Annotated in this window: 26 protein-coding genes; 18 read left to right on the top strand and 8 right to left on the bottom strand. The window is 65.0% G+C overall.

Annotated elements, in window-relative coordinates; translation table 11 throughout:
* Position 1: 1 nt before the first annotated feature.
* The 7 genes from R3E77_00175 to R3E77_00205 all read right to left on the bottom strand — a co-directional run bounded on the left by R3E77_00175 (position 2) and on the right by R3E77_00205 (position 6810).
* A complete protein-coding gene (locus tag R3E77_00175; GenBank protein ID MEZ5497818.1) occupies positions 2–1300 on the bottom strand; it encodes a citrate synthase in 1299 nt (432 codons plus the stop codon).
* 115 nt (positions 1301–1415) lie between these two features.
* Complete coding sequence (locus tag R3E77_00180; protein MEZ5497819.1) at positions 1416–2885, bottom strand: M48 family metalloprotease; 1470 nt, start codon at positions 2883–2885, stop codon at positions 1416–1418.
* Positions 2886–2962: 77 nt separating this feature from the next.
* Positions 2963–3178, bottom strand: a complete 216-nt coding sequence (rpmE, locus tag R3E77_00185; GenBank protein MEZ5497820.1) for a 50S ribosomal protein L31 — start codon at positions 3176–3178, stop codon at positions 2963–2965.
* Positions 3179–3513: 335 nt separating this feature from the next.
* A complete protein-coding gene (gene hemW / locus R3E77_00190; protein ID MEZ5497821.1) occupies positions 3514–4704 on the bottom strand; it encodes a radical SAM family heme chaperone HemW in 1191 nt (396 codons plus the stop codon).
* Positions 4701–5318: an RdgB/HAM1 family non-canonical purine NTP pyrophosphatase gene (gene rdgB / locus R3E77_00195; protein MEZ5497822.1), complete on the bottom strand. Its 618-nt coding sequence runs from the start codon at positions 5316–5318 to the stop codon at positions 4701–4703. The genes hemW and rdgB overlap by 4 nt, the downstream gene beginning before the upstream one ends.
* Positions 5315–6067, bottom strand: a complete 753-nt coding sequence (gene rph / locus R3E77_00200) for a ribonuclease PH (GenBank protein ID MEZ5497823.1) — start codon at positions 6065–6067, stop codon at positions 5315–5317. Before rph ends, rdgB begins: the two co-directional genes overlap by 4 nt.
* Positions 6064–6810: a PP2C family serine/threonine-protein phosphatase gene (locus R3E77_00205; GenBank protein ID MEZ5497824.1), complete on the bottom strand. Its 747-nt coding sequence runs from the start codon at positions 6808–6810 to the stop codon at positions 6064–6066. Before R3E77_00205 ends, rph begins: the two co-directional genes overlap by 4 nt.
* A 128-nt stretch (positions 6811–6938) precedes the next feature.
* Between R3E77_00205 and R3E77_00210 the strand changes: the two genes are divergently transcribed.
* The 8 genes from R3E77_00210 to ubiA are packed head-to-tail and all read left to right on the top strand — an operon-like array spanning position 6939 to position 14860.
* Positions 6939–7796, top strand: coding sequence for a YicC/YloC family endoribonuclease (locus R3E77_00210; GenBank protein MEZ5497825.1), 858 nt, complete (start codon positions 6939–6941; stop codon positions 7794–7796).
* A 52-nt stretch (positions 7797–7848) separates the two neighbouring features.
* Positions 7849–8460: a guanylate kinase gene (gmk, locus tag R3E77_00215; GenBank protein ID MEZ5497826.1), complete on the top strand. Its 612-nt coding sequence runs from the start codon at positions 7849–7851 to the stop codon at positions 8458–8460.
* A gap of 27 nt (positions 8461–8487) precedes the next feature.
* Positions 8488–8766, top strand: coding sequence for a DNA-directed RNA polymerase subunit omega (gene rpoZ, locus R3E77_00220; protein ID MEZ5497827.1), 279 nt, complete (start codon positions 8488–8490; stop codon positions 8764–8766).
* Positions 8767–8799: 33 nt separating this feature from the next.
* The gene (locus tag R3E77_00225) at positions 8800–10965 is read left to right on the top strand and encodes a bifunctional (p)ppGpp synthetase/guanosine-3',5'-bis(diphosphate) 3'-pyrophosphohydrolase (protein ID MEZ5497828.1); all 2166 of its coding nucleotides are present in this window, start codon (positions 8800–8802) and stop codon (positions 10963–10965) included.
* 10 nt (positions 10966–10975) lie between these two features.
* Entirely contained in the window at positions 10976–11368 is a 393-nt protein-coding gene (locus tag R3E77_00230; GenBank protein ID MEZ5497829.1) for a RidA family protein, read from the top strand.
* A complete protein-coding gene (gene recG / locus R3E77_00235) occupies positions 11347–13452 on the top strand; it encodes an ATP-dependent DNA helicase RecG (GenBank protein ID MEZ5497830.1) in 2106 nt (701 codons plus the stop codon). The genes R3E77_00230 and recG overlap by 22 nt, the downstream gene beginning before the upstream one ends.
* Entirely contained in the window at positions 13449–13961 is a 513-nt protein-coding gene (locus R3E77_00240) for a chorismate lyase (protein ID MEZ5497831.1), read from the top strand. Before recG ends, R3E77_00240 begins: the two co-directional genes overlap by 4 nt.
* Positions 13962–13978: 17 nt before the next feature.
* Positions 13979–14860: a 4-hydroxybenzoate octaprenyltransferase gene (gene ubiA, locus R3E77_00245; protein ID MEZ5497832.1), complete on the top strand. Its 882-nt coding sequence runs from the start codon at positions 13979–13981 to the stop codon at positions 14858–14860.
* Here the strand turns inward: ubiA and R3E77_00250 are convergent.
* Entirely contained in the window at positions 14857–15537 is a 681-nt protein-coding gene (locus tag R3E77_00250; GenBank protein MEZ5497833.1) for a ComF family protein, read from the bottom strand. The genes ubiA and R3E77_00250 overlap by 4 nt on opposite strands.
* A 127-nt stretch (positions 15538–15664) precedes the next feature.
* Between R3E77_00250 and bioB the strand changes: the two genes are divergently transcribed.
* The 10 genes from bioB to R3E77_00300 all read left to right on the top strand — a co-directional run bounded on the left by bioB (position 15665) and on the right by R3E77_00300 (position 23964).
* On the top strand, positions 15665–16657 hold the full coding sequence (gene bioB / locus R3E77_00255; protein MEZ5497834.1) for a biotin synthase BioB: 993 nt from the start codon (positions 15665–15667) through the stop codon (positions 16655–16657).
* Positions 16641–17828: an 8-amino-7-oxononanoate synthase gene (gene bioF / locus R3E77_00260; protein ID MEZ5497835.1), complete on the top strand. Its 1188-nt coding sequence runs from the start codon at positions 16641–16643 to the stop codon at positions 17826–17828. Before bioB ends, bioF begins: the two co-directional genes overlap by 17 nt.
* Positions 17825–18580, top strand: coding sequence for an alpha/beta fold hydrolase (locus tag R3E77_00265; GenBank protein MEZ5497836.1), 756 nt, complete (start codon positions 17825–17827; stop codon positions 18578–18580). Before bioF ends, R3E77_00265 begins: the two co-directional genes overlap by 4 nt.
* The gene (bioC, locus tag R3E77_00270) at positions 18570–19430 is read left to right on the top strand and encodes a malonyl-ACP O-methyltransferase BioC (protein MEZ5497837.1); all 861 of its coding nucleotides are present in this window, start codon (positions 18570–18572) and stop codon (positions 19428–19430) included. Before R3E77_00265 ends, bioC begins: the two co-directional genes overlap by 11 nt.
* Positions 19427–20113, top strand: a complete 687-nt coding sequence (bioD, locus tag R3E77_00275) for a dethiobiotin synthase (protein ID MEZ5497838.1) — start codon at positions 19427–19429, stop codon at positions 20111–20113. Before bioC ends, bioD begins: the two co-directional genes overlap by 4 nt.
* 93 nt (positions 20114–20206) lie before the next feature.
* Complete coding sequence (locus tag R3E77_00280) at positions 20207–20686, top strand: DUF2244 domain-containing protein (GenBank protein MEZ5497839.1); 480 nt, start codon at positions 20207–20209, stop codon at positions 20684–20686.
* 29 nt (positions 20687–20715) lie between these two features.
* Positions 20716–21618 carry a cytochrome c oxidase subunit II gene (coxB, locus tag R3E77_00285; protein ID MEZ5497840.1) on the top strand — a complete coding sequence of 301 codons (903 nt, stop codon included), beginning with the start codon at positions 20716–20718 and terminating at the stop codon, positions 21616–21618.
* Positions 21619–21668: 50 nt separating this feature from the next.
* Positions 21669–23276 carry a cytochrome c oxidase subunit I gene (gene ctaD / locus R3E77_00290; protein MEZ5497841.1) on the top strand — a complete coding sequence of 536 codons (1608 nt, stop codon included), beginning with the start codon at positions 21669–21671 and terminating at the stop codon, positions 23274–23276.
* Positions 23273–23395 (top strand): hypothetical protein, encoded by a 123-nt coding sequence (locus tag R3E77_00295; protein ID MEZ5497842.1) that lies wholly within the window; start codon positions 23273–23275, stop codon positions 23393–23395. Before ctaD ends, R3E77_00295 begins: the two co-directional genes overlap by 4 nt.
* Positions 23392–23964, top strand: a complete 573-nt coding sequence (locus R3E77_00300) for a cytochrome c oxidase assembly protein (GenBank protein ID MEZ5497843.1) — start codon at positions 23392–23394, stop codon at positions 23962–23964. The genes R3E77_00295 and R3E77_00300 overlap by 4 nt, the downstream gene beginning before the upstream one ends.
* Positions 23965–23968: the final 4 nt, after the last annotated feature.

Here is a 23968-nt window from a genome sequence, read left to right on the forward strand (position 1 = left end):
GCTAGCGGCGAGCGCCGACCGCGACGTAGTCGCGGCGAGTGGCTCCGGAGTACAACTGGCGCGGCCGCCCGATCTTGTTGGCAGGGTCCGCGATCATCTCCTGCCAGTGCGACACCCAGCCGGCGGTGCGCGCGATCGCGAACATCACTGTGAACATCGAACGCGGAATCCCGAGCGCGCTGTAGATGATGCCCGAGTAGAAATCGACGTTCGGGTAGAGCTTGCGCGAGACGAAATATTCGTCCTTGAGGGCGATTTCCTCGAGGCGCTGCGCGAGTTCGAACAGGGGATTGTCGCTGCGCCCCATGTTGGCGAGCACCTTGTGGCACATTTCGCGAATGATCTTGGCGCGCGGATCGAAATTCTTGTAGACGCGGTGACCGAAACCCATGAGCCGCACGTTGGAGTTCTTGTCCTTGACCTTGTCGAGGAACTTCGGCACGGCTTCGGCGGAGCCGATGCCCTCGAGCATCTCGAGCACGGCCTCGTTGGCGCCGCCATGTGCCGGCCCCCACAATGCGGAGACGCCTGCGGAAATGGCCGCGTAAGGATTCGCGCCGGTGCTGCCGGCTAGACGCACGGTCGAAGTGCTGGCGTTCTGCTCGTGGTCCGCATGCAGGATCAGCAGCAGGTCGAGCGCCTTGGCGGCGAGCGGATCGACTTCGTACTTCTCGCAGGGCACGGCGTAGAACATGTGCAGCAGGTTGCTGCAGTAGTCGAGGTCGTTGCGCGGATAGACATAGGGCTGGCCGAGCGCGTGCTTGTAGGCCGCTGCGGCGATGGTCGGGATCTTGGCAATGATGCGGTGCGCGAAAATCTCGCGATGGCGCGGGTTATAGATGTCCATCGAGTCGTGATAGAAGGCGGACATCGAGGCGACGATCCCCGAGACCATGGCCATGGGATGCGCATTGAAATGAAAGCCATTGAACATGCGCAGCAGCGACTCGTTGATCATCGTGTGCCGCGAAATGTTGAGCGTGAATTCCTCGAGCTCGCCGCGCTTGGGCAGCTCGCCATTCAGCAACAGGTAGGCGACTTCCAGGAAACTCGATTTCTCGGCCAGCTGATCGATCGGATAGCCGCGGTAGAGAAGAATGCCTTCGTCGCCATCGATATAGGTGATCTTGCTCTCGGTGCTCGCCGTCGCCATGAAGCCCGGGTCGAAAGTCCACACGCCGTGGTTCTTGTTGAGCGCGGCGATGTCGAGTACATCGGGACCGATGGTGCCGCTACGCACGGGCAGCTGTGATTCCTTGCCCGTGGCGTTGTCGGTGAGTTTGAAGGTCTTGGACGTCATGGTGGCAGTGCTGTAGCGAAATGGATCAGGCAGAGCGTTACACGGCGGCGCAGCGGAATCAAGGCGCTGCCTCACGCAACGCCTTGCCGCAGGTCCCAGATCCTGTTATCGGACGCTACTCGACAGTCTTGAACAACTGACCGGGCTTGAGATTGCTGTCCGGGTAGACGCCGTTGATGAGCTGCAGCTCTTCTTTCTTGTATTTCTCGACAGGCACGTCGCTGGCGTATTGGTCGATGCTCTGTGGACCATCGGCGGCGCGGATCTTCAGCCGGTAGGGTTCGGCCAGCGGAAACTCCGAGGGCTTGAGGCTACGCAATGTCTGCGCGACCGACACGAACAGGCCATCGGCTTCGGGACGGCCCTGGTTCGCCGACTTGCTCGCGCCGCCGAACACGAAGGCACTCTTGTCCCTGTAAATGACGGTCCAGCGCACCGGCCCCTGGCCATTGTCGAGCGGCGAACCCGTGCGTGCGAGCAGCGTGTAGCCGTCCATGCCATTCGAGCTGATCGCTTCGCCGCCTGCGAGACTCGCGCCTTTGAGTTTCTCGAGCAGGAACTCGCGCGGCGCCTTGTTCTCCGGGCGCACCTCGGACGTCAACTGCATGACGCTGTCCTTGTTGACGGTATAGGCGAGCAGGCGATCGCGCATGTTCTCCACCGTCCAGCCCCTGGGGAAGGCGAGCGTGATGCCCATGCCGGCGTGATAGAAGCGATTTTCGCGCACGATGCCCTGGGCGCGGCTCGAACCATAGGGCATGCCATCGAGCATGCGCAGGTAGCGGTCGTGGTTCTCGACCCAGCCGCCTTCGGGTGTCCCGCCCTGGAAGGCCGCGGCGCCCTTGGCGGCTTCGAAGGCGCGGGAGTCCGGCGCCGGATGGGAGGAGAAAACCCCATGGTAGATCTGCGGCTCGCGCCCTTCCTCACGGGCACGATCGCGTTCGAAGCGCTCCTGCGCCTTGAACATCTCGAAGGTGCGCGCCATGGCCTCGGGCTGGTAGCCGGCCTTCGCCGCGTATTTCAGTCCATAGCGATCGGCTTCGGCTTCGCTCTCGCGTCCATAGCCCTGCACCCATGCAGCCGCGCCGATGTTCGCCATTTGCGCCACGGCCTGTGATCCGGTGGCGATCGCAGCGCCGACCGAGAGGATCGAGGCCAGCATGCCGCGTGATTGGCGGCGGGCCGGATGGCGCAACGTGACGTGCGCGATCTCGTGGCCTATGACCGACGCGATCTCCGCTTCGGAATTGAGGTGGGTCAGGAGACCACGGTGCAGGTAGACATAGCCACCGCCGGTCGTGAACGCGTTGACGGACTCGTCGTCCAGCACCACGAATTTCCATTCCTCATCGGGCAGGTCGCTCTGCCTTGCCACGCGCTGGCCGATTTCGTTGATGTAATCCTGGACGGCCTGGTCCTCATAGGCCCCGTAGAACTTGATGATTTCTTCATAGGCGCGTCGCGCGGACTCGCGCTCGCTTTTCATCGAACTGAGCACGACATTCTGCTTGCCGGTCGCCGGGTTGGTGGCGCAGCCGGCCACCGCCACGGCGGTCAGCAGCATCAGGACGAATTTCTGGATCATGCGCAACTCCCAGCCGATAGGTCGCAGCCGGCCCCCATATTAAATGGTAGAGCCGGGCCGGGCAGCTGAAGTTCCGGCTAGCGGGCGCCGGTCTGCTGGGCGTACTTGCGACGGAACTTGTCGACGCGACCCGCGGTGTCGACGATTTTCTGCTTGCCCGTGAAGAACGGGTGGCAGTTGGAGCAGACTTCGACGGCCAGGTCCGTGCCCAGGGTGGAACCCGTCTTGAAGGTATTGCCGCAGCTGCAGCTAACGGTAATTTCCTTGTAATCCGGATGGATGCTGGCTTTCATGGCGGTCCTGCAGTGGCTGGTTCGGCTAACGGCGACCCCAGGGTCGCGGGGCCGCGCAGTCTAACGGGACAGGCGGCCCGGCTCAAGGGTCGGCCGTTATCCACAAAATCTGTGGATAACTCTGTGGCTAACTCGAGGGCCGGGGTCGTTTGCGGGCCCGAAAAAACCATAATTGTTGGCTTGGTCAAAAAATGACCAAAACATTATATATATATAAAACAATCGGTTACGTGACTCTCATTGTGTCATTTGGGTTAAATAGGATGTAACCCGCTCATTTTCGCTCGCCGGCCGCGAGCTGTGCATAAACCAGCGGCGGTCCTCGCGATTCGAGCTTAACCCACGGTCTTTTCTTGGTTTTTTTTCGCCGTGTAGGGGCCATGATCGTCCGGCAGAAACGGCAGCAGCGCGTCGTTCAGAAAACCAAGGCCTCTGGCAGTGGGGCGAATCCGGCCATCTTCCCGCGCAACGAGGCCGCGCGCGGCCAACATGGACCATTGCGCGTCACAGCTGCCGAGCGCAAGCCCGGTGCGCGCGGTGAACAGCGGCTCCTCGAAGCCATCGACCAGTCGCAAGGCATTCAGCATGAACTCGAACGGCAGCTGGCGACTGTCAACCGCCTGCTCGTCACGCCAGCGCTCGACGCGCGCGATGTAGCGACGCGGGTCACGCACCCGGGTACTGCGGTGCACGGCGAAGGGGTCGAACCCGGTCCGCTTGCCATGCGCGCCGGCACCGATGCCGATGTAGTCGCCAAATTGCCAGTAATTGAGGTTGTGCCGGCATCGCGCGCCTTCCTGCGCATAGGCGGATACTTCATAACGAACGAGACCCGCCGCCCTGAGCCGGTGCTGGCATTGCGCCAGCATTTCATCAATCACGGCCTCATCGGGCAACCGTGGCGGATGCGCAGCGAACACAGTGCCGGGCTCGAGGGTCAGTTGATAGTGCGACAGGTGTGGCGGTGCGTAAGACAGCGCGGTTTCGATATCCCGAAGCGCCGCTGCCGTGTCCTGCCCGGGCAGGCCATACATCAGATCGAGATTGAAATTGGCGATACCGGCGGCGCGAATCTCGTCGATCGCGAGCGCAGTATCGAGCGGTGAGTGAATGCGCCCAAGCCGCTCGAGCGCGCCGGCGTCGAAACTCTGCGCGCCGAGCGAGATCCGGTTGACGCCCGCAGCAGCGTAGTCGGCGAAACGGCCTCGCTCGACAGTGCCCGGGTTGGCCTCGAGGGTCACCTCGACATCATCGGCGAGAGCGAGTGCGGCGCCTGCTGCCGCGAGCACGCGCTCGATGCTTGCCGCACCGAACAGGCTCGGCGTACCGCCGCCGAAGAAGATGCTCTGGATCGCACGCCCGCCCGCCTGCTCGGCGCTCCTCGCGAGATCGTCGATCAGCGCATCGACATAGATGCGCTCCGGCAGGTCGCCCTTGAGCGCATGTGAGTTGAAATCGCAGTAGGGACATTTGCGCACACACCAGGGCATGTGCACGTACAGGGCGAGCGCCGGCAGTGCATTCACTGTGTGGCGAGCCAGGCGGGCAGCCGGGCGGCCAGCTGCATGAGCGCCAGCGCGCGGTGACTTTGGCGATTTTTCTCTTCGAGCGGCAGTTCGGCGGCCGTGCGGCGATCGCCCGCCGGCACGAACAACGGGTCGTAACCGAAGCCGCCCGTGCCCCGCGGCGTTTCGAGCAGATGTCCTTGCCAGCTCGCTTCGCAGACGAGGGGCGGAACCCCGCCGGGCGCTGCGCAGGCGATGGCACAGTGATAATGCGCCGCGCGCGCGCGCGTCGGCACGCCGGCCAATTCCTCGAGCAATCGCCGGTTGCGCCCGGCGTCGTCGAGGCCGGCGCCGCCGTAGCGCGCCGAGTACACGCCCGGCCGCCCCTGCAGGGCGTCGACACACAGTCCCGAGTCGTCCGCAATGGCGATGAGACCACTTGCGTCGGCCGCATGGCGGGCCTTCAGCAGGGCGTTGCCGGCAAACGTGGCGGCCGTCTCCTCGGCATCGTCGATGCCGAGTTCGCGCTGGGGCAGCAGGGTGTAGGCCGCAAGCGCGGGCAGTGCAGCGAACTCGCGCAATTTGCCCGCATTGCTGCTCGCGATCACGATGCGCCGGCCCGGCGGACGGTTCAAGCGCTCGTGGCGCGCAGTGCCGCGCGCTGCAAGGCGCAGATTTCCGTCGTGCCCTTGCCCGCGAGTTCGAGCAGGCGCTGCAGTTCATCGTGGCGAAACGCGTGGCCTTCCGCCGTGCCCTGCAACTCGATGTAGCCGCCACCGTCGTTCATGACGACGTTCATGTCGGTCTCCGCCTGTGAGTCCTCGTCGTAATCGAGGTCGAGCACCGGCTGGCCCGCGAAGATGCCGACGGATACCGCGGCGACCTGGCCATGCAGGGGATCGCTTTGCAGGACGCCGCGCCGGCGCAGTGCGGCGATCGCATCGCAAAGCGCGACATAGCCGCCGCTGATCGAGGCCGTGCGTGTTCCGCCATCGGCCTGCAGCACATCGCAGTCGATGGTGATGCTGCGCTCGCCGAGGGCACGGAGATCGACCACGGCCCGCAACGAACGACCGATCAGGCGCTGGATCTCCTGTGTGCGGCCGGATTGCTTGCCGCGCGCTGCCTCGCGGGCCGAGCGCGTATGCGTCGCGCGCGGCAACATGCCGTACTCGGCCGTGACCCAACCCTGGGATTTGCCGCGCAGGAAAGGCGGCACGGATTCTTCGACGCTCGCCGTGCACAGGACCCGGGTGGCGCCGAACTCGACCAGAACCGAACCTTCCGGGTGACGGGTGAACTCGCGCTGGAAGCGCACTGCGCGCAATTCATCGGATGCGCGTCCGCTCGGGCGCCGCCACGGCGATGCGTTTGAGTGCGTCATGGGCCGAGCCAGCGCATTACGACGGCTGAGGTATTGTCGCTGCTGGCGCCATTGGCCTCTACCGCACGTTTGGCAAGGCCGCCCAGTTGTTTCGCGAGCGCGATGTCGGTGGTTGCGAAACTCGCTGCGACGTCCTCGTCCTTCAGCGAACCCCACAGGCCATCGGTGCAGGCGAGCAGTACATCGCCTGGTTCCAGCTTGCGCCTGCCGCTGGTGCTCATCTGCGGCAACAGGGTTTCGCCGCCGATGCAGGACTCGACGAAATTTCGCATCGGGTGCGCGGCCGCCTGCGCCGGCACGATGACCCCTTCGCGCAAAAGGTTCTCGACATGGCTGTGGTCGCGGGTACGCGCGACTATCGCACCACCTCGAATCAGGTAGACGCGGCTGTCGCCGACATGGGACCAGTAGGCATTGCCGCGTTGCACGAGACAGACCGCGCAGGTTGCACGCGGGCGCTGCTCCATCGGGCGATCGCGGCCATAGCTGACCACGGCTTCGTGCGCGGCGCCGAGCGTCAGGTGCAGGAAGCCGATCGGATCGAAAGCGGGCAGCGGCGTGTGCCAGAACGCCTCGATGAGTGTTTTCTGCGTCAGCTCGGCTGCGCGCGCACCGTCGGCATGGCCGCCCATGCCGTCGGCGACCAGGAGCAGCGCGGCTTCCTCGGCGACCGCGACGGCAACGCGATCCTCGTTGCGCTCGCGCGAACCGATCAGACTGATTTCAGCGTATTCGACCCGCAATTCGAGCCTGGCCCGGTGGTTGCGCTAAACTGGGCTGTCTTATATCACAGGCCGCGTCGCCGCCGGATCGCCAGGTTGCGGCAGCGCGGAAGAATTCAAGCCGACGACACCCCGCCATGATCCTCAGCATGACCGGCTTCGCCCGCCGCGAAGCCACCGACCGCTTCGGTACCCTCGCCTGCGAACTGCGCAGCGTGAATCACCGCTACCTCGAAATCAGCCTGCGCCTGCCGGAGGAGCTGCGCTCGCTCGAGCCGCAATTGCGGAGTCGCCTTGGCGCGAAGCTCAAGCGCGGCAAAATCGACTGCAGCTTGCATCTCAAGCGCGGCTCGGGCGCAGCCGCCTCGCAGGGAGTCGACGCCGCCACGCTCGATGCGATCATCCGGCAAGTCACCGAGATCGCGTCACGCTTGCCCGCCCCTCAGACCCGCATCGACGCCATGGACGTCCTGCGCTTCCCGGGCGTCATTCGCGAAGACGAAAGCGCCGTCGATAGATTGCGCGCGAGCTTCGATGAGCTGTTCGAGGCGACTCTCGACGAACTCGTCGCGGCCCGGCAGCGCGAGGGCGAGCACCTGCGCGGCGCGATCCTGCAGCGCTGCGAGGCGCTCAGCGAGCTTGCTGCAGGCGTCGAGCAGCGCCTGCCGCAGCTGCGCCAGGAGCAGCTGCAGCGCTTGCGCGAGCGCGTCGCAGAGCTTGCCGCGGAAGTGAACGCGGAGCGGCTCGAGCAGGAAATCGCACTCGTCGTGGCGCGCAGCGACGTCGCCGAGGAAATCGACCGGCTGCGCGGTCATGTTGCCGAGGTCCGGCGCGTCGTCAGCGCCGGCGAGCCCGCGGGCCGGCGGCTCGATTTCCTGATGCAGGAACTCAATCGCGAAGCCAACACGCTTTCATCCAAATCGCCCGATCTGGAACTGACCCGCTGCGCGGTCGAAATGAAAGTCGCCATCGAGCAGATGCGCGAACAGGTGCAGAACATCGAATAGGCGGCGACCAGGACTCGAGGCAATGGCGCACCCCTCCGCAAAAAAATTGTTTGTGATCGCAGCGCCCTCGGGCGCGGGGAAGACGAGCCTTGTAAAGGCGTTACTCGCGCGCCGGCCGGGGCTCGCCGTGTCGGTCTCGCACACCACCCGGCCGCAGCGCCCGAGTGAGGTCGCGGGCCGCGATTATCATTTCGTAACCGTCCCGGAGTTTCTCGCCGAACGCGATGCGGGCGGCTTCCTCGAATACGCCGAAGTGTATGGCAACTACTACGGCACGCATCGCGCCGAGGTGGAGCGCTCGCTCGCCGAGGGCCGCACCGTGATACTCGAAATCGACTGGCAGGGCGCCGAGCAGGTGCGGCGCAGCTGGCCCGGCTGCACCAGCATCTTCATCCTGCCGCCCTCGCGCGCCACTCTCGAGGCGCGGCTGCGAAACCGGCGGACCGACAGCGACGAAGTGATCGCCCGGCGCCTGGCGGTGGCCGAGCAGGAAATGAGCCACTTTCACGAATTCGACTGCGTCATCGTCAACGACGATTTCGAGCAGGCAGTCGAGCAGCTGCTCGGGGTCCTGGACGGCCGGACCGCGGACCTGGGTCCGGACCGGGCACAGCTTGCGCCCCTGTTGGCCGGGCTTCTGGCCGGGAATGCCGCAATGCGCTAAAATGGTCGGCCCTGTGGCGAGGTTTCCATGGCACGCGTAACCGTCGAAGACTGTCTGCACAATGTCGATAACATTTTCCAGCTGGTGCTGCTTGCGGCCCAGCGGGCGCGTCGCCTCGCCAACGGCGCCGAAGCAACCGTGCCCTGGGAGAACGACAAACCCACCGTCGTCGCCCTGCGCGAAATCGCCGAAGGCACCATAACGCCGGAGATGCTGGCCGAGCCCGAGCCGACGCCCGAGCTTGCCATTCCGGATCCGGACAGCGATTCACTGTTTCGCGCCCCCCAGTTCGGCCTCGACGACTAACCGGGCCGCTACGCGGTACCATGGCTCGTCGCCATGGACTACGCGTCTTCGCTTCGCACCCTGTTGCCAGCCCCCTGGCGTACGCCAGGTCAACGTGCATTGCTGCAGGAGTGCGCGAAGTATCTGCCCGAGGAGCAACAACAGCGCGTGCGTTCGGCCATCGATTTTGCAATCGATGCGCACGAGGGGCAGAAGCGTCTGTCCGGCGAACCCTACATCGCCCATCCGCTCGCGGCCGCCAACGTGCTGGCACAGCTGCGCGCCGATCCCGACACCATCATTGCCGCCATCCTGCATGATGTCATCGAAGACACGGCCATCGACAAGGATGCGCTTGGCGAACGTTTCGGCGCGAGCGTCGCGGAAATCGTCGACGGCGTAACCAAGCTCGACCAGATCCGCTTCCGCAGCCGTGCCGAGGCGCAGGCGGAAAGTTTTCGCAAGATGGTGCTCGCGATGGTGCGCGATCTGCGTGTCATCCTGGTCAAGCTCGCCGACCGCCTGCACAACATGCGCACGGTTACGGCATTGCCACCGCGACGGCGCATGGCCATGGTGCGCGAAACCCTCGAGATCTACGCACCCATCGCCGAGCGGCTCGGCCTGTACAACATCAAGCTGGAACTCGAGGACCTGGGATTCCAGGCAGGTTACCCGCGCCGCTACAAGGTCCTGCAACGTGAATTGCGCCGCGCGCGCGGCAACCAGAAGGAATTTCTCGGCAAGATCACCACGAGCCTGCGCGCCGCATTGCAACGTGGCGGCCTCGAAGCGACGGTCGAGGCACGCGAGAAGCACCTGTACAGCATCTACAGAAAAATGCGCCGCAAGCGTGCGCCGTTGGGCGAAATCGTCGACGTCTACGGCGTGCGCATCATTGTCGAATCGACCGACGAGTGCTACCGCGCGCTCGGCATGGTGCACTCCGTGTATCGGCCGATGCCGGGACGATTCAAGGACTACATCGCCATTCCCCGCGTCAACGGTTACCAGTCATTGCACACGGCGCTGTTTGGACCGAATGGCATCCCCATCGAAGTGCAGATTCGCACGACGGAAATGCATCGCGTGGCCGAGATCGGCATCGCAGCGCACTGGAAATACAAATCGGGCGAGGGCGAGTCGGGCGGCGGCGCGGACCGCGCACGCGAGTGGCTCTCGAGCCTGGTTGAGATCCAGTCCGGAAATACCTCGGAGGAGTTCCTCGAGAGCGTGCGTGTCGACCTGTTTCCCGACAAGGTCTACGTGTTCACGCCGAAGGGCGAGATCATGCGCCTGCCGCGCGGCTCGACGGTGATTGATTTCGCCTACGCCGTGCACACCGGCGTCGGCAATCGCTGCGTAGCCGCGAAAATCGACCGCAAGCTCGCGCCGCTACGCACCGTGCTGCGCAATGGCCAGACGGTCGAGATCATCACCGCCAAGGGCGCACGGCCAAACCCTGCCTGGGTGAGTTTCGTAGCTTCGGCCAAGGCGCGCGGCGCGATTCGCCAGTATCTCAAGAGCCTGCGGCGCACCGAAGCCGTCGAGCTAGGGCAAAGACTGCTCGAGCAGGCGCTCGCGGAACTCAAGCTCTCGCTCGAGACTGTCCCGGAGGCAACGCTGGCGCAGATCATTGGCGAACTCGGCATGCGCGATCGCGACGAACTGCTCGAGAAGATCGGGCTCGGCGAACGTCTCGCGCCGCTCATCGCACGCCGGCTGCTGCCTGCGGAGCGCGGCAGCGACACAGCCGGCGGCATGACGCCGCTCGCGGTCGCGGGCACGGAAGGATTGCTCGTGACCTATGCGCGTTGCTGCTATCCGCTCCCGAACGATCCGATCATGGCCTACCTCTCGACCGGTCGCGGTGTCGTGATCCACAGGGAAACCTGCGTCAACGTCGAAGACTACCGCAAGCATCCGGAGAAGTGGCTGGCGGTTCGCTGGCAGGAGGGCGGCGAGCGGCGCTTCACCAGCGAGCTGCGCGTGGAGGTTGCCAACCGCATGGGCACGCTCGCCAAGATCGCCGCCGCGATTGCCGATACGCAGACCAACATCGACCATGTGCTTTTGCAGGAGCGCGATGGCGGCACGTCGGTAATCACCTTCCAGGTACAGGTACTGGATCGGCGGCAGCTGGCACGGGTCATGCGTGCGATACGCAGCATTGCCGACGTCAGCCGCGTCTCGCGTACAATCGCGCGTCACGTCAAGTAGTCAGGCCGCCATGGGTTCCAAGCAACGCCAGTACATCAACACCAGGGATGCGCCGCAGGCCATCGGCACTTACTCGCAGGCCGTGCGCATCGGCGACACCGTGTACGTATCCGGGCAGATCCCGCTCGATCCGGCGACCATGCAGATGGTCGCCGGCGACATCGATGCCGAGATCCGCCGCGTGTTCGACAACCTCGTCGCAATCTGCAAAGCCGCCGGGGGCACGCTGCAGGACGCGGTCAAGGTGACGGTCTTCCTGACCGACCTCGGCCACTTCGCGCGCGTCAACGAGATCATGGCGCAATACTTCGCCCAACCGTATCCGGCCCGCGCTGCCGTCGGGGTGCGCGAGTTGCCGCGTGGCGCTCGAGTCGAAATGGAGTGCGTGCTGCAGCTGTCGTGACCGCGCGCGATGAGTCCGTGGCGCCGGCGGCGATCACCAGCCTGCCAGGTGTCGGCGCTGCGCTTGCGGCGCAACTGGCTGACATCGGCGTGCACCAGATCGAGGACCTGCTGTTCGTGCTGCCGTTGCGCTACGAGGATCGCACGCGCTTGAGCCGCATGGGCTCGCTCGTTACCGGGCAGCGGGCGGTGGTGAGCGGCGAGGTGCAGCTTGCCGAAGTCGTGTTCCGCCGCCGCCGGCAGCTCCTGGTGCGCATCGACGATGGCAGTGGCAGCCTGACCTTGCGATTCTTCTATTTTTCGAATGCGCAACGTGACGGTTTCGCCAGGGGCAGCCGCATTCGTTGCTATGGCGAGGTGCGCCGCGGTCCTTCCGGCTTCGAGATGGTCCACCCCGAGTACCAGCGCCTCGGCGAGAATCCGCCGCCCCTGCCCGATCGTCTGACGCCGGTCTACCCGAGCGTTCCCGGCATCGCGCAGGGCCGTTTTCGTCGCCTGATCGATCTTGCGCTGCAGGCGGTGGCTCGCCGTCAGGTGCATGACTGGCTGCCGGCCGAGATCAGCGCTCCGCTCGAGTTGCCGGGTCTCGGCACGGCGTTGCGCGAATTGCACCACCCGCCGCTCGACCTGTCGCTCAACGAACTCGCTTCGGGCCGCCATCCCGCCCAGCGGCGCCTCGCATTCGAGGAATTGCTTGCGCAGCATCTCGCCCTGCAGGGCATCAGGAACAGGCTACGCCAGCGCAATGCGCCCGCCCTTGTGGATACTTCGCAGCTCGCCGCGCGCCTCGCGCGGTCGCTGCCATTTTCGTTGACTGGCGCCCAACGCCGGGCACTCGATCAGATCTGTGCCGACCTTCAGCTCAACACGCCCATGGCGCGGCTCCTGCAGGGCGATGTCGGCAGCGGCAAGACGGCGGTCGCCGCAATCGCCTGCGCGCAGGCGATTGGCAGCGCCGGCCAGGCGGCGCTCATGGCGCCGACCGAATTGCTCGCCGAACAACACTGGCAGACCTTGCACGACTGGTTCGCTCCACTCGGTGTCACTGTGACCCTGGTCACCGGCACGTTGCCAGCGGCGGCGCGGCGAAAAGCGTTGGCCTCGATCGCCGACGGCAAGAGCCAGCTGATCGTCGGCACGCATGCGCTTTTTCAGCAGGGCGTGGCGTTTGCCCGGCTTGCCCTGGTGATCGTGGATGAACAGCACCGATTTGGCGTCGATCAACGCTTGCAGCTCGCCGAGAAAGCTGCCGCCGATGCCTCGGTGCACCAGCTGATCATGACGGCAACGCCCATCCCGCGCACACTGGCGATGACGGCCTATGCCGATCTCGATGTCACGGTGCTCGATGAGTTGCCGCCAGGGCGCACGCCGGTGCGTACGGTCGTGCTGCCCGAGACCCGACGCGCCGAGGTCGTCGAGCGCATCGCCGCGGCCTGCGCGGGCGGCAGCCAGGCTTACTGGGTCTGCTCGTTGATCGAGGAATCCGAGGAACTCAAGGCGCAGGCCGCGCAGGATACGGCCGCCGCCCTCACCGAAGCCCTGCCGCAACTGCGCGTCGCCCTGGTACATGGACGGCTCAAGCCGCGTGCCAAGGAGAAGGTCATGCGGGAGTTCAAGGCGGGCGAGATCGAGCTTCTGGTTGCGACGACCGTAATCGAGGTCGGCGTCGACGTGCCGAACGCCACGCTGATGATCATCGAGAACGCCGAACGCATGGGGCTTGCGCAGTTGCATCAGTTGCGCGGCAGGGTCGGGCGCGGGCGACGCGAAAGCAGTTGTGTGTTGCTCTACCGGGCTCCGCTTGGCGAGACCGCTCGCGAGCGCCTGAACGCCCTGCGCGAGACCAATGACGGTTTCGTGATCGCCGAGCGCGATCTGCAATTGCGCGGCGCCGGTGAATTGCTCGGCACCCGGCAGACTGGCCTTGCGCAACTTCGGGTCGCCGATCTTGCCAGGGATGTGGCGATGCTGCCGCAGGTGCAACGCGCGGCAACGGTCATGAACGAGCGATTTCCAGGATCGATCGCACCGCTGGTCGCGCGCTGGGTCGGCGCCAGCGCGCAGTACGGTCGCGTTGGATGAACGACATCGGCGCCAATCGCTGGATCGACGCCGCGCAGCTGGCCGAGCACTGCGAGGATGCGCGGCTTCGCTCCTGGCTGCTGACGCCTGGACTGATGACCGAGCGCATTCGCGCCGCCTGCGGCGAGCGGTTTCGGTTTCGCCTGCGATCCCAGACGGTCGCCGCCGAAGGTCTTGAACGGGAAATCGAGTTTCGCCATGGCCACGAACTTTGGCTGCTGGCGCGCACCCGGGTGCCGCGCGTCATGCTCGATGCCGAACCCTGGCTGCTCGAACTCGATGCGAAGCCGCTCGGCGGTACGCTGGCCGCACATGCCGGCGTGCGCCGGGCGCCACCCGATTTCAGCCTTGCCTCCCCCGACGATCCGCTGGCGAGGCACGCGCTTGCAATTGCCGCCCTCGCCCCGCAATGTCTGTGGCAGCGACGAACACGTTTCGTCATCAACGACCACGCCATGATCCTGATCGAGGTTTTTCTGCCAGCCATCGGGCGCGAGGAACCGCTTTGAGCCGGGGTGCCCTGGACATGCGACCCACCGATCCGTGGTGGGTGCGGCGCTGGCGCGATTCGATGCAGCTGATGCGCTTCGACAAGCCGATCGGGATCTGGTTGCTGCTCTGGCCCGTGCTCTGGGCGCTGTGGGTGGCGGGCGAGGGCCATCCGAACGAGACGATATTCGTCATTTTCGTCGTGGGCGCCGTCGTGATGCGCGCCGCGGGCTGCATCGCCAACGACCTGACGGATCGCAATATCGATCCCTTCGTACGCCGCACCCGCGATCGTCCGCTCGCCGCGCGCAGGCTCTCGCCGTATGAGGCGATGTTGATGCTGGCGCTCCTGGGCGGCGTCGCGTTGTATCTCGTCGCACAGCTCGATCCGCTCACCTTGCGGCTCGCCTTCCTGGGCGCGGCGCTGACACTCGCCTATCCGTTCTTCAAGCGCTTCTTCCCGGCCCCGCAACTGGTACTCGGCGTCGCCTTTGGCTATGGCGTACCGATGGCGTTCGTTGCGCAGTATGGCAATCTGCCGCGCGTCGGCTGGCTGTTGTTCATCGCCGCGATCTTCTGGGCGCTCATCTACGACACCGAATACGCGATGGTCGATCGCGATGACGACCTGAAGATTGGCGTGCGCTCGACGGCGATCATCTTCGGCGATCTCGACCGCCTCTTCGTTGCCGCGTTGCAGCTGCTCATGCTGACGACGCTATACCTGGCCGGCACCAGCATGCGTTATGGCCATTGGTATCAGGCCGGCCTGGTCTTCGCCGCCGGTTTTTTCGTCTATCAGCAGTGGTTGATCCGCCGCCGCGATGCCGAGGGCTGCTTTCGCGCCTTCCTCAACAACAACTATGTCGGCATGTGCATCTTTGCCGGCCTGTTGCTCGAGTACAGCCTCTCGGGCTAGCTGCGGCACGCCGTCCAGGTCCGCACCGACGCGGCGCCCGCACCGAGGAGCGCCTGCGTGCAGGCGCTAGCCGTCGCACCGGTGGTATGGACATCGTCGACCAGCGCCAGTGTCTTGCCACGTACACTGCCTGCGGCCGCGAACGCGCCGGCGACATTGTGCAGGCGTTCGCGGGCTGCCAGCCGCGTTTGCGCCGGGCTATGGGTGACCCGGCGCAGCCAATGCGGACGCACCGGGCGATCTAGCAGCAGGGCGCATTGGCGCGCGATCAGCAGCGACTGGTTGTAGCCGCGCTCGGCGAGGCGCCGCGGGTGCAGCGGCACCGGCACCAGTGCATCCGGCAGCCGATCGCCCGCCGCCAGAACCGATCCCGCGAGCAGCGTGCCGAGTAGCCTGCCGGCCACGCGGTCGCTGTTGAATTTCAGGCGCCGCACCCAGTGGTCGGCGGGGAAGGCGTAGCCGAGCGCCGCGATGAGCGGCGTGCCAGCCTGCGCCAATGGCTGCAACGGCAGTATCTGCAGGCAAGCGTCGCACAGATCGAGCCAGGGATGGATGGCCCGCCGCCGGCAGATCACGCAGATGGGCGGAAACAGCCACGCCGCGAGCGCGAGATCCATGCCGTGGCGCAGGGGCGAGATGGGCCTGAGGCCGTGGATGATTGTCAACCAGAACGCCATGGGAAAAGTTGACAATTCGCGGCTCCGCACAACACCATGCCGGGCAACAGCATGCCCGCAGCGGCCCCGTCCGGCAGCCGCCGAAAGCGTGTGTATTCGCAGGAAATAGCGACAGCGAGGACTCGCCATGACCGAGTGCAGCAGCAACGCGGTGCGTCACGACTGGAGCGCGGCAGAAGTGGCCGCACTCTTTGATCAGCCGTTTGCCGATCTGATCTTCGTGGCGCAAACAGTGCACCGCCGTCACCATCCAGCCAATCAGGTGCAGCTTGCCACGCTGTTGTCCGTCAAGACCGGCGGCTGCCCGGAGGATTGCGCCTACTGCCCGCAGAGCCTGCGCCATGACACGGGCGTCGATCGCGAGCAGACCCTGCCGCTCGAACTCGTCCGCGAACGCGCCAGCGCCGCGAAGGCAGCCGGTGCGACCCGATTCTGTATGGGCGCGGCGTGGCGTTCGCCGAAGAAGAAGGACCTCGAGCAGATGTGCGCGATGATTCGCGAAGTGCGCGCGCTCGGTCTCGAGAGTTGCGCAACGCTCGGCATGCTCGATTCCGCGCAGGCGCAGCAGCTGAAAGATGCCGGGCTCGATTACTACAACCACAATATCGACACGTCGCCGCAGTTCTACGGCAACATCATCACCACCCGCGATTTCAGCGACCGCCTCGATACTTTGCGCGCCGTGCGCGCGGCCGGCCTCGGCGTCTGCTGCGGCGGCATCGTCGGCCTCGGCGAATCGCGCGGCGATCGCGCCGAAATGCTGCGTACGCTCGCCAACCTCGAGCGTCATCCCGAGAGCGTGCCCATCAACCAGCTGGTGGCGGTACCGGGCACGCCGCTCGCCGATGCACCGCCCGTCGACCCACTCGAATTCATTCGCACCATCGCGGTGGCACGCATACTCATGCCGGCAAGCGCGGTGCGCCTGTCGGCAGGTCGCGAGAATATGTCGGACGAGCTGCAGGCGCTCGCCTTTCTAGCCGGCGCGAACTCCATTTTCTATGGCGAGAAACTCCTCACGACGGGCAATCCGGATGTTGAGCGTGACCGCGGACTGCTCGCGCGACTTGGCATGCAGGTCGCCGGCCAGACTGCGGCCGAACATGCCGGAGCGCACTGACGAGCTGCAGCGCTCGCTCGCCGCGCTGTCCGGCAAGGGGCTGCGACGCGAGCGCGTCATCGCCCGGCATGACAGCACGGGCGGATCGAAACGGTTGCGTGTGGACGGCCGCGACTTCGTCGCTTTCTGCGACAACGATTACCTGGGGCTCGCCGGCGATCCGCGACTTGCCATCGCATTTCGCGAGGCCAGCGCACGCACCGTGGGGAGCGGCGCCTCCCATTTGATCACCGGCCACGGCCCGGAGCACGCCGCGCTCGAGGCCGAGCTCGCCGCCTGGCTCGGACGTGAACGAGCGCTGCTCCTGTCGACCGGCTACATGGCTAACCTCGCGGCACAGTGTGCACTCGCCTCGCGCGGCAAGTTGCTCCTTGCCGACCGGTTGAATCACGCCTCGCTGATCGACGGCGCGCGTTTGTCCGGCGCGCGATTGCGTCGCTATCGCCACCTGGACGGCGCCCACGCCGCGACACTGGCCGACGCGGACAGGGCGCCGCTGCGACTCATCGCGAGTGACGGCTTGTTCAGCATGGATGGGGACATTGCACCGGTCGCTGAACTCGCGACACTCGCCAATCGCCATGACGCGTGGCTACTCATCGACGATGCCCATGGCCTCGGGGTGGTAGGAGATGCAGGGCGAGGCACACTCGAAGCGGCGGGTTGCGAAACAGCGGCGCGCTCACTCGTGCTGGTCGGTACGCTCGGCAAGGCTTTTGGCTGTTTCGGCGCGTTCATCGCCGGGGAAGCCGCGATGATCGAGTGGCTGGTGCAATCGGCGCGCACCTATATCTATACGACAGCGTTGCCGGAAGCCGTGGCCGCCGCCGCACGTGCGGCGCTCAAGCTGATCATCGACGAACCCTGGCGACGTGAACGACTGCAGGCGCTCACCGCGCGGTTTCGCCGCCGCGCCCTCGCAGCCGGTTTGCCCTTGAGTGCGAGCACAACTGCCATACAACCGCTCATCATCGGCTCCGCCGCGCGCGCGGTCGCTGCCAGCGCGGCATTGCGCGAGCGCGGCTATTGGGTGAGCGCCATTCGACCACCCACCGTGCCGGCAGGCAGTGCGCGCCTTCGAATTACGTTCGCCGCGACCCATCGCGAGACGGATATCGACGGTCTCGTCGATGCCCTTGCCGAGTCATTCGCCGAGCCGACGAACGTATGACGACGCCCCTGGTACTGCTGCACGGCTTCGCATTCAACCGTTGTGTTTTCGACAGTTTGTGCGCGGAACTCACGCCCACACGCACCTGCCTTGCACTCGACCTGCCAGGTCATGGCGGGCGCAACGGCGACGCGCTGCCGCGATCGATACACGCACTGCAAGGCGACCTGCAGGAATACCTGCCACCACAGTGCGATTTGCTCGGTTGGTCACTCGGCGGCCAGGCCGCGCTTGCACTTGCTGCCTCGTGCCCGGAGCGAGTTCGCCGTCTGGTGCTGGTCACCACCACGCCTCGATTCATCGCCGGGGACGATTGGGCATGGGGCATGGCCAGCGAGGTATTCGCTGATTTTCGCCGCCGCATGCAATGCGATCCCGAGGCGACTGTGCGTGACTTTCTCGACCTGTCGTTGCGGGGGAGTCGCGCCGCATCCGCCCAGCGCGCCGAGCTGACCCGCGCCTTGCGCGAGGGCGGACAGCCAGGCGCGGAGACTCTTGCGGGCGGGCTCGACTTGCTGGCACGGACAGACCTCGCCGCGCTCTGCCCGCGCATTGCGACGCCAGCGCTCATCATCAGTGGCGAGTACGATCGCATCACGCCCAGCGCGGCCAGCCGATGGCTGGCGCAGAACCTCGGGTCTGCGCGTCATCTCGAGCTCGCGCGTGCTGCACACTGTCCATTTCTTTCGCACGGGCGCGAATTTCTCGGCGCGCTCGAGGCGTTCCTCGGGGAGCGGGATCTTGCTGCTTGAGCGCCAGGCCATCGCCAGGCGCTTTGGCAAGGCCGCGCCGGCCTATGCGGATCATGCGCAATTGCAGCTAAGTGTTGCGAAGGAGCTCCACGCGCGATTGCGCAGTTTCGCGCTCAAGCCTGCGCGTATGCTCGATCTCGGTGCCGGCACGGGCAATGTCGCGCAATTCTTGCGCGATGATTACCGTCGCGCCGAGATCGTCGCGCTCGATCTCGCGCCGGCAATGCTGGCGCAGCTGCGCACCCGCTGGCCGCGTCGGCGAATCGCCAGGGTATGCGCCGACGCCGAGCACCTGCCATTCGCCGATCATAGTTTCGATGTGGTGCAGAGCAACCTGATGCTGCAATGGTGCCTGCCGCCGCAGAATGTAATGAACGAGGTGGCACGCGTGCTGCGCCCTGATGGACTGTTCCTGTTCTCGACCTTCGGCCCGGAGACGCTCGGCGAACTCGCTACGTCCTGGGCCGCGGTCGACGACGGACTGCACGTCCATGCCTTCCCCGACATGGCGGATCTGGCGGCCATGCTCTCGGCCGCGGGTTTTGTCGAACCCGTGCTCGATTGTGACCGCCTGCGTCGCGATGTCCCGAGTGTTGCAGTCCTCCTCGGCGAGTTGCGCGGTCTTGGCGCCGGCAACGCGCTCGCGCAACGCCGTCGCTCACTCACCGGTGCGCGGCGCTATGCCGCCATGGTGAAACATTACGAAGCGCTGCGTCAGGGCGACGGACGGCTGCCGGTCAGCTGGCAGGTCATCTATGGCGCCGCGTTCGCAGGTCCGCCGCGGACATTGGCCGGCGAGACGCGCATCGATGCCAGCCGCATCACCCGGCGCCGGCGGGAGGGCCGATGAAGGGCCTGTTCATTACCGGCACCGACACGGGCGTCGGCAAGACCCTCGTTGCGGTGGCGCTCATTCGCGCCTTGGCCGCCCGGGGTCTGCGTGTCGCCGGCATGAAACCCATTGCCTCCGGCGCCGTCGCCACGCCTGCGGGGCTGCGCAATGACGACGCGCTCGCGCTGATGCACGCCGCATCGGTTGCCCTGCCCTATGAGGACGTGAATCCCTATTGCTTTGCGCCGCCGATTGCCCCGCATGTGGCCGCGCAGGAGGCAGGCGTGGTCATCGAAAGCCGCTTGCTTCTGGAGCGGTTGCAGCGAATGTCCGACAGCTGCGATTGGGTCGTGGTCGAAGGCGCGGGCGGTTGGATGACGCCCCTCGGGCCGGACAGCGATTTCGCCACGCTCGCGAGCGCGCTTCGCCTGCCGGTCGTGCTGGTCGTGGGCATGAGACTGGGTTGCATCAATCATGCGCGCCTGAGTCACGCGGCGATCAAGGCGAGCGGTAATGCCTGGCTCGGCTGGGTCGCGAGTTGCATCGATCCGCAGATGGCCGCGCCCGAGGCAAATCTCGCCACGCTCGAGGCCGCGCTCGGTGCGCCGCCGCTCGGTGTTTTCCCATGGCGTCCGCGCAATGCCGACGCGCATGGGGCCTGCGCTGCGGCGCTGTCGGAGCGGATTCTGGTCACGGTCTAGGTACAAACCCTAAGTCCATGAGTTGTGGGAAAAAATAGCGGTCTGATACCATGCGGGGCTGGTCAGGCTGCAAGTACTGCAACGATCACCTCAATGACATCCGCCGCGTCCGTGCAGATCCGACTGGCACCGCATTGCTCGCTGACGCCGCGGCAGGCCTGGTTTTTCTTCGGCACACTCGGGCTCACGACGTTCGCGTTGGCGGGTTTCGTCGCTGCACAGGGCTTCTGGTTGGTATTGCCCTTCGCCGGATTGGAAATCGGCCTGCTGGCGCTGGCCGTCAGGTGGAGCTTTCAGCGCGCCGCGCAGGTCGAGACGATCACGCTGACCGAAGCCGACATCACGATCGACATAACGGGCGGGCGGGACACCCAGCAGTGCGTATTTCCCCGGCACTGGACGCGGGTTACACTGCGCGCCGGCGTTTCACCGCTGCACCCGCATGAATTGCGCTTCGAGTCCAAGGGACGCAGTCGGGAAGTAGGTCGTTTTCTGACGGAATCCGAAAGGCTGGGGCTTGCCCGCCGTCTCGGGGCCCTGGTCGGGCGCATAGACGAATCGCCGGTACTTTGATGTTTTAAGGAATCAACCTGGTGCTACCGATGCAATCGAACTCAACGCCTCGCCGTGTCCTCACCGTGCTGGTCGCCACCGCGCTGGCATTCACCCTGCCCGCCGCAATGGCGGCCGACTCCGGCTGGCATCTGCTCAACATGCCGGTTGGCGTCACCGAACTCAGCAGCCAGATCTACGGCTTGCACATGACCATCTTCTGGTGGTGCGTCGCCATCGGCATTTTCGTTTTCGGCTGGATGATTCTTGCCCTCGTGCGCTACCGCAAGTCGCAGGGTGCGGTGCCGGACACCAGCATGGTCCATAGCACCAAGGCGGAGATCATCTGGACCGTGATCCCGGTCGTTATCCTCGTCATCATGGCGATCCCGGCGGCCCGGGTGCTGGTCGAGATCGAAGACGCGACCAAGACCGACCTCAACATTCGTGTGACCGGTTATCAGTGGAAGTGGCAATACGAATACGTCGGCGAGGACGTGAGCTTCTTCTCGACACTGCATCGCGACAGCGACGCCGCGCGTCAGCTCCAATCCGGCATCGACCCGAATTCAATCCCGAACTATCTGCTCGACGTCGACAACCACCTGGTCATCCCGGCCGGCCGAAAGGTTCGGCTCCTGCTCACTGCCAAGGATGTCATCCATGCCTGGTGGGTGCCCGCCTTCGGCATGAAGAAGGACGCCATACCGGGCTTCATCAACGAACTGTGGATTCGCGTCGACCCGGCGAAGACCGGTATCTACCGCGGCCAGTGCGCGGAGCTCTGCGGACGCGACCACGGCTTCATGCCCATCGTGGTCGAAGTGAAGAGCCCCGAAGAATTTGATGCCTGGCTCGCGAGCCGCAAACCCGCGCCGGTCCCCGCTGCAGAACCTGCGGCCGAGGCGACCGTCGCAGCCGCGGCAGCGACTGAGCCCTCGCCGCAAAGCTGATCGAAATCGTTGCAACGCCAAACCGTATAAGTTCAAGCGCAGGATCCACCATGTCTCACCACGAACACACCGCCGCGGCCCACGACGACCACGACCACAAACCCCACGGCTGGCGGCGCTGGCTGTTTGCCACCAATCACAAAGACATCGGCACGATGTATCTCATCTTCGCCTGCGCGATGTTCTTCCTGGGCGGCGCCATGGCGATGGTCATACGCGCCGAGTTGTTCCAGCCCGGGTTGCAGTTCGTCGATCCGCAGTTGTTCAATTCCATGACCACCCTGCATGCGCTGATCATGATCTTCGGTGGCGTCATGCCGGCCTGGACGGGTTTCGCGAACTGGATGATCCCCATGCAGGTGGGTGCGCCGGATATGGCGCTGCCCAGGCTCAACAATTTCAGCTTCTGGATACTGCCCTTCGCATTTACGCTGATGATCCTGACCATGTTCGTGCCGGGCGGCGCGCCAGCCGGTGGCTGGACGCTCTACCCGCCACTGTCACTGCAGGCAGGCGACGGCTTTCCGCTCACCATATTCGCCATACACCTGATGGGTGCCTCGTCGATCCTCGGCGCCATCAACGTCATCGTCACCATCATGAACATGCGCGCCCCGCAGATGGGTCTGCTGCGCATGCCGCTGTTCGTGTGGACCTGGCTGATCACCGCCTATCTCCTGATCGCGGTGATGCCGGTGCTTGCGGGCGCCGTCACCATGCTGCTCACCGATCACTTCTTCGGCACCAGCTTCTTCAGCGCTGCCGGCGGCGGCGATCCGGTCATGTTCCAGCATATCTTCTGGTTCTTCGGCCACCCGGAAGTCTACATTCTGATTCTGCCCGCCTTCGGCATCGTCTCCGAAGTGATCCCGACTTTTTCGCGCAAGCCGTTGTTCGGCTACGAGTCGATGGTCTATGCCTCGGCGTCCATCGCCTTCCTGTCGTTCATCGTCTGGGCCCACCACATGTTCACGGTGGGCATGCCACTTGCGGGCCAGCTCTTCTTCATGCTCTCGACCATGCTGATCGCCATACCGACGGGCGTTAAGGTCTTCAACTGGTGCGCAACCATGTGGCGCGGTTCCATAACCTTCGAACCGCCGATGCTGTTTGCACTCGCCTTCCTGTTCCTGTTCACCATCGGCGGTTTCTCCGGCCTGATGCTCGCGATCACGCCAGCGGACTTCCAGTACCACGACACCTATTTCGTGGTCGCGCATTTCCACTATGTGCTGGTGCCCGGCGCGATATTCGCCATCATGGCAGGTACCTATCTGTGGCTGCCGAAGTGGACCGGCCATATGTACAACCAGACGCTCGCCAAATGGCACTTCTGGCTGTCGGCCATTTTCGTGAACGTGCTGTTCTTCCCGCAGCATTTCCTCGGCCTCGCCGGCATGCCGCGGCGCATCCCGGACTATGCCGTGCAGTTCACCGACTGGAACATGGTCTCCTCGATCGGCGCCTTTGGCTTCGGTCTGTCGCAGCTCCTCTTCCCCTACATCATCTGGCGCTGCGTCAAAGGCGGCGAGGCGGTCAAGGCGAAGGTCTGGGAAGGCGCACATGGCCTCGAGTGGGAGCTGCCCTCGCCGCCACCCTACCACTCCTGGGAGACGCCACCCTCTGGTGCGGTGATCGCCCGCGGAGCGGAGCATTGATCGACGTCGATGCACAACGGACCCGGCGCGTTCGTCGCAACGCGATGCTGCTCGGTCTGCTGGCCTTCGCTTTCTATGCCGGCTTCATCCTGCTGATGATGGCGCGCGCGCAACCGTGAGCGAACGAACCAATCCGTCGGTGCGCAAGGCCAACCGCCAGTTGCTGGCGCGGCTCCTGATGATGACGCTCGGCAGCTTCGCCTTTGGTTTCGCACTGGTGCCGCTCTATAGCGTGCTTTGCGACCTCACCGGCTTCGGCGACCAGACGCAACTTGCGCAGGCGGCGAATTCGCCTGTGGCCGGACGCATCGATGAGCGTCGCGATGTGACGGTGGAGTTCATGACCCAGCTGCCGAGCGTCGGCAATTTCGAATTCACGCCGGTGCAGAAGTCGATTGATGTGCACCCCGGCGCGCTCAACGAAGCCGAGTTCATCGTGCGAAACCTCACCGGTCAGGACACTGTCACCCAGGCAGTGCCCAATATCACGCCCGGCCTCGCCGCGGGCTATCTGCGCAAAACCGAGTGTTTCTGTTTCACGCCGCAGCGATTCGCAGCCGGCGAGACCCGCCGCCTCAAGGTGCGATTTTTCATCGATCCGGCACTCCCCGATTATCTGGATCGCCTGACGCTCTCCTACACGCTGTACGACCAGTCGACCCTGATGGGCGCGGCTGGCAGCAATTAGTGCT

Source organism: Steroidobacteraceae bacterium (genome assembly GCA_041395505.1).
Lineage (GTDB): Bacteria > Pseudomonadota > Gammaproteobacteria > Steroidobacterales > Steroidobacteraceae > JAWLAG01.

Coding starts and splice junctions, on each gene's coding strand:
- R3E77_00175 (MEZ5497818.1), bottom strand. CDS start 1,300: ATGACGTCCAAGACCTTCAAACTCACCGACAACGCCACGGGCAAGGAA.
- R3E77_00180 (MEZ5497819.1), bottom strand. CDS start 2,885: ATGATCCAGAAATTCGTCCTGATGCTGCTGACCGCCGTGGCGGTGGCC.
- rpmE (MEZ5497820.1), bottom strand. CDS start 3,178: ATGAAAGCCAGCATCCATCCGGATTACAAGGAAATTACCGTTAGCTGC.
- rph (MEZ5497823.1), bottom strand. CDS start 6,067: ATGACGCACTCAAACGCATCGCCGTGGCGGCGCCCGAGCGGACGCGCA.
- R3E77_00210 (MEZ5497825.1), top strand. CDS start 6,939: ATGACCGGCTTCGCCCGCCGCGAAGCCACCGACCGCTTCGGTACCCTC.
- rpoZ (MEZ5497827.1), top strand. CDS start 8,488: ATGGCACGCGTAACCGTCGAAGACTGTCTGCACAATGTCGATAACATT.
- R3E77_00225 (MEZ5497828.1), top strand. CDS start 8,800: ATGGACTACGCGTCTTCGCTTCGCACCCTGTTGCCAGCCCCCTGGCGT.
- R3E77_00230 (MEZ5497829.1), top strand. CDS start 10,976: ATGGGTTCCAAGCAACGCCAGTACATCAACACCAGGGATGCGCCGCAG.
- R3E77_00240 (MEZ5497831.1), top strand. CDS start 13,449: ATGAACGACATCGGCGCCAATCGCTGGATCGACGCCGCGCAGCTGGCC.
- ubiA (MEZ5497832.1), top strand. CDS start 13,979: ATGCGACCCACCGATCCGTGGTGGGTGCGGCGCTGGCGCGATTCGATG.
- R3E77_00250 (MEZ5497833.1), bottom strand. CDS start 15,537: ATGGCGTTCTGGTTGACAATCATCCACGGCCTCAGGCCCATCTCGCCC.
- bioB (MEZ5497834.1), top strand. CDS start 15,665: ATGACCGAGTGCAGCAGCAACGCGGTGCGTCACGACTGGAGCGCGGCA.
- bioF (MEZ5497835.1), top strand. CDS start 16,641: ATGCCGGAGCGCACTGACGAGCTGCAGCGCTCGCTCGCCGCGCTGTCC.
- R3E77_00265 (MEZ5497836.1), top strand. CDS start 17,825: ATGACGACGCCCCTGGTACTGCTGCACGGCTTCGCATTCAACCGTTGT.
- bioD (MEZ5497838.1), top strand. CDS start 19,427: ATGAAGGGCCTGTTCATTACCGGCACCGACACGGGCGTCGGCAAGACC.
- R3E77_00280 (MEZ5497839.1), top strand. CDS start 20,207: ATGACATCCGCCGCGTCCGTGCAGATCCGACTGGCACCGCATTGCTCG.
- coxB (MEZ5497840.1), top strand. CDS start 20,716: ATGCAATCGAACTCAACGCCTCGCCGTGTCCTCACCGTGCTGGTCGCC.
- ctaD (MEZ5497841.1), top strand. CDS start 21,669: ATGTCTCACCACGAACACACCGCCGCGGCCCACGACGACCACGACCAC.